This window comes from Mesorhizobium sp. M7A.F.Ca.MR.245.00.0.0, assembly GCF_003997415.1.
Taxonomy (GTDB): Bacteria; Pseudomonadota; Alphaproteobacteria; order Rhizobiales; family Rhizobiaceae; genus Mesorhizobium.
The window spans coordinates 120,308-123,215 of record NZ_RZTE01000005.1 but is presented as its reverse complement, the minus strand read 5'-3'; the positions used below and the strand labels follow the sequence as shown (position 1 = coordinate 123,215).

Sequence of the window (2,908 nt, the reverse complement as noted above, 5' to 3'; positions counted from 1 at the left end):
GTCCAACATCCAGGCGATCTTGGTGCCGGAAAAATAGGGATCGAGCAGCAGCCCGGTTTTCTTGGTGAATGTCTTCTCCAGCCCCTGCTTCTTGAGTTTCTGGCACAGCGGCGCGGTGCGCCGGTCCTGCCAGACAATGGCATTATGGATCGGCTTGCCGGTCGCCCTGTCCCAGATGACCACGGTTTCGCGCTGATTGGTGATGCCGATTGCGGCTACGTCGGAAGCATTCCGGCCGGCCTGCTTCAGCGCCGCCTTCACGGTCGACACCACACTCGCCCAGATATCTTCCGGATCGTGCTCGACCCAGCCGGAGGCCGGATAGTGCTGGGCGAATTCCTTTTGCCCACTGCCGGCGACCTTCATCTCGCCGTCGAACAGGATCGCCCGGGTCGAAGTCGTGCCCTGGTCGATGGCAAGGATATATCCGGTCATTGTGCCTCCCCGCTTAGTCTTTTACACAAACAGGGGAGACGGCAAGATGCCGCCTCCCCCAATGTCACACGGGCGCAGACGCCCGCTTAGAACCGTCTACTTCTGCCAGCTCTTCACCAGTTCGTCGTAATTGATGGTGATCGGCTTTTCCTTCTCGTTCTCGATCTTCAGCTGAGGAGCGAGATTGCCCTTCTTGACCGCGTCGGCGTTCCAGTAGGCGAGGTCATGCTCTTCGGCCATCTTCGGGCCGATATCGCCCTGGATGCCGGCCTTTTCCAGGCGTTCCATGACCTTTTCCTGCTCGGAGCAAAGCGAGTCCATCGCCTCCTGCGCCGTCTTGGCACCCGACGACGCATCGCCGATCGCCTGCCACCAGAGCTGTGCCAGCTTCGGATAGTCCGGCACGTTCGTTCCGGTCGGCGACCACTGAACACGGGCCGGCGAGCGGTAGAACTCGATCAGGCCGCCGAGCTTCGGAGCGCGTTCCGTGAAGCTCTTGTCCTGGATCGTCGACTCGCGGATGAGCGTCAGGCCGACATGGCTCTTCTTCACATCGACCGTCTTCGACACGACGAACTGCGCATAGAGCCAGGCGGCCTTGGCGCGATCGTCAGGCGTGGACTTGAGAAGCGTCCATGAACCCACGTCCTGATAGCCGAGCTTCATGCCGTCCTTCCAGTAGACGCCGTGCGGCGACGGAGCAAAGCGCCATTTCGGCGTGCCGTCCGCGTTCACGACCGGCAGCCCTTCCTTGACGAAGGAGGCGGTGAAGGCGGTGTAAGTGAACATCTGCTGCGCGACCGTGCCCTGCGACGGGACGGGGCCGGATTCGCCGAACGTCATGCCCTGGGCTTCCGGCGGCGCATAGGCCTTCAGCCAATCCAGGTATTTCTGGATCGAATACACGGAAGCCGGGCCATTGGTGTCGCCGCCGCGCGCGACGCACGAGCCGACAGGCTGCGACTTCTCGTTGACCTTGATGCCCCATTCGTCGACCGGAAGACCGTTCGGCAGGCCCTTGTCGCCATTGCCGGCCATGGACAGCCAGGCATCGGTGAACCGCCAGCCGAGCGACGGATCCTTCTTGCCGTAGTCCATGTGGCCATAGACCTTCTTGCCGTCGATCTCGCGGCCGGTGAAGAACTCGGCGATGTCCTCATAGGCCGACCAGTTGACCGGAACGCCGAGGTCGTAGCCGTACTTGGCCTTGAAATCGGCCTTGTTCTTCTCGTCGTTGAACCAGTCATAGCGGAACCAGTAGAGATTCGCGAACTGCTGGTCGGGCAGCTGGTAGAGGTCGCCGTCCGGAGCGGTCGTGAACTTGGTGCCGATGAAGTCGGCGAGGTCGAGGTTGGGGTTGGTGACGTCCTTGCCCTCATTCGCCATCCACTTGGTCAGGCTGCGCGCCTGCTGGTAGCGCCAGTGCGTGCCGATCAGGTCGGAGTCGTTGACGTAGGCATCGTAGATGTTTTCGCCCGACTGCATCTGCGTCTGCAGCTTCTCGACGACGTCGCCTTCGCCGATCAGGTCGTGAGTGATCTTGATGCCGGTGATCGCGGTGAAGGCGGGCGCCAGAACCTTGGACTCATAGCTATGCGTATCGATGGTCTCGGAGACCACCTTGATGTCCATGCCGGCGAAAGGCTTCGCGGCATCGATGAACCATTGCAGCTCGGCTTCCTGGCCGGCGCGATCGAGCGTCGACAAGTCCTTGATTTCGGTATCGAGGAAGGTCTTGGCTTCGTCCATTCCGGCATAGGCCTGGCCTGCTCCCCAGAGCAGGACAAGCGCAGTCGTTGATGTTAAAAATTGCCTTCGCATTTCGTTTCCTCCACTTTTCAAGTTTCAAGTGCGATCTGGAGCGGCCGTCGGCACGCGGTCGCTCCAACAGTTTCCCCCTCTATACGTAGCGGAACACGCCAATGGCGTAGACCACGGAGAGAGCGAGAGCCCACCACAGGTTGGGTCCGACAAGACCCAGCCAAGCGAGATGGATAAAGGCGCTGCCGAGCAGCGAAACAAAGAGGCGGTCGCCGCGCGTCGTCTCGAAGCGCAGGACGCCGACCCGGGGATTGCCGCCAGGCGAGACGTATTCCCAAGCCGCCATGCCACAGAGCAGCACCAGGATCGTGATGAAAAAGATCGCCGTCGGCAGCGTCCATGCCATCCAGGTGAGGTTCATGGTCATACCCTCCCCAGGGCGAAGCCCTTGGCGATGTAATTACGGACGAACCAGATCACGAGCGCGCCTGGAAGGATGGTGAGCACGCCGGCGGCGGCGAGCACGCCCCAGTCGAGCCCGGAGGCCGAGACCGTGCGCGTCATGATCGCGGCGATCGGCTTGGCGGCGGTCGTGGTCAAGGTGCGCGCGATCAGCAGCTCGACCCATGAGAACATGAAGCAGAAGAAGCAGGCCACGCCGACGCCGCTGGCGATCAGCGGCATGAAGATTTTCAGGAAGAAGCGCGGGAAG

Annotated in this window: 3 protein-coding genes and 1 pseudogene; all 4 read right to left on the bottom strand. The window is 61.6% G+C overall.

Features of this window, described 5'->3' with window-relative positions:
* A partial coding sequence (locus tag EOB80_RS35130) for an FGGY family carbohydrate kinase (RefSeq protein WP_245466293.1) occupies positions 1-435 on the bottom strand: 435 nt, incomplete at its 3' end.
* A 96-nt stretch (positions 436-531) separates the two neighbouring features.
* Positions 532-2,256: an ABC transporter substrate-binding protein gene (locus EOB80_RS08525; RefSeq protein WP_127327332.1), complete on the bottom strand. Its 1,725-nt coding sequence runs from the start codon at positions 2,254-2,256 to the stop codon at positions 532-534.
* A gap of 79 nt (positions 2,257-2,335) precedes the next feature.
* Positions 2,336-2,617, bottom strand: coding sequence for a DUF2160 domain-containing protein (locus tag EOB80_RS08520; protein WP_127327331.1), 282 nt, complete (start codon positions 2,615-2,617; stop codon positions 2,336-2,338).
* 2 nt (positions 2,618-2,619) lie between these two features.
* Positions 2,620-2,908 (bottom strand): annotated as a pseudogene (locus EOB80_RS35125) (carbohydrate ABC transporter permease); the annotation flags it as partial.

Excerpts from the sequence above, each read along its gene's own strand:
- EOB80_RS08525 (WP_127327332.1), bottom strand. The coding sequence starts at position 2,256 with ATGCGAAGGCAATTTTTAACATCAACGACTGCGCTTGTCCTGCTCTGG.
- EOB80_RS08520 (WP_127327331.1), bottom strand. The coding sequence starts at position 2,617 with ATGAACCTCACCTGGATGGCATGGACGCTGCCGACGGCGATCTTTTTC.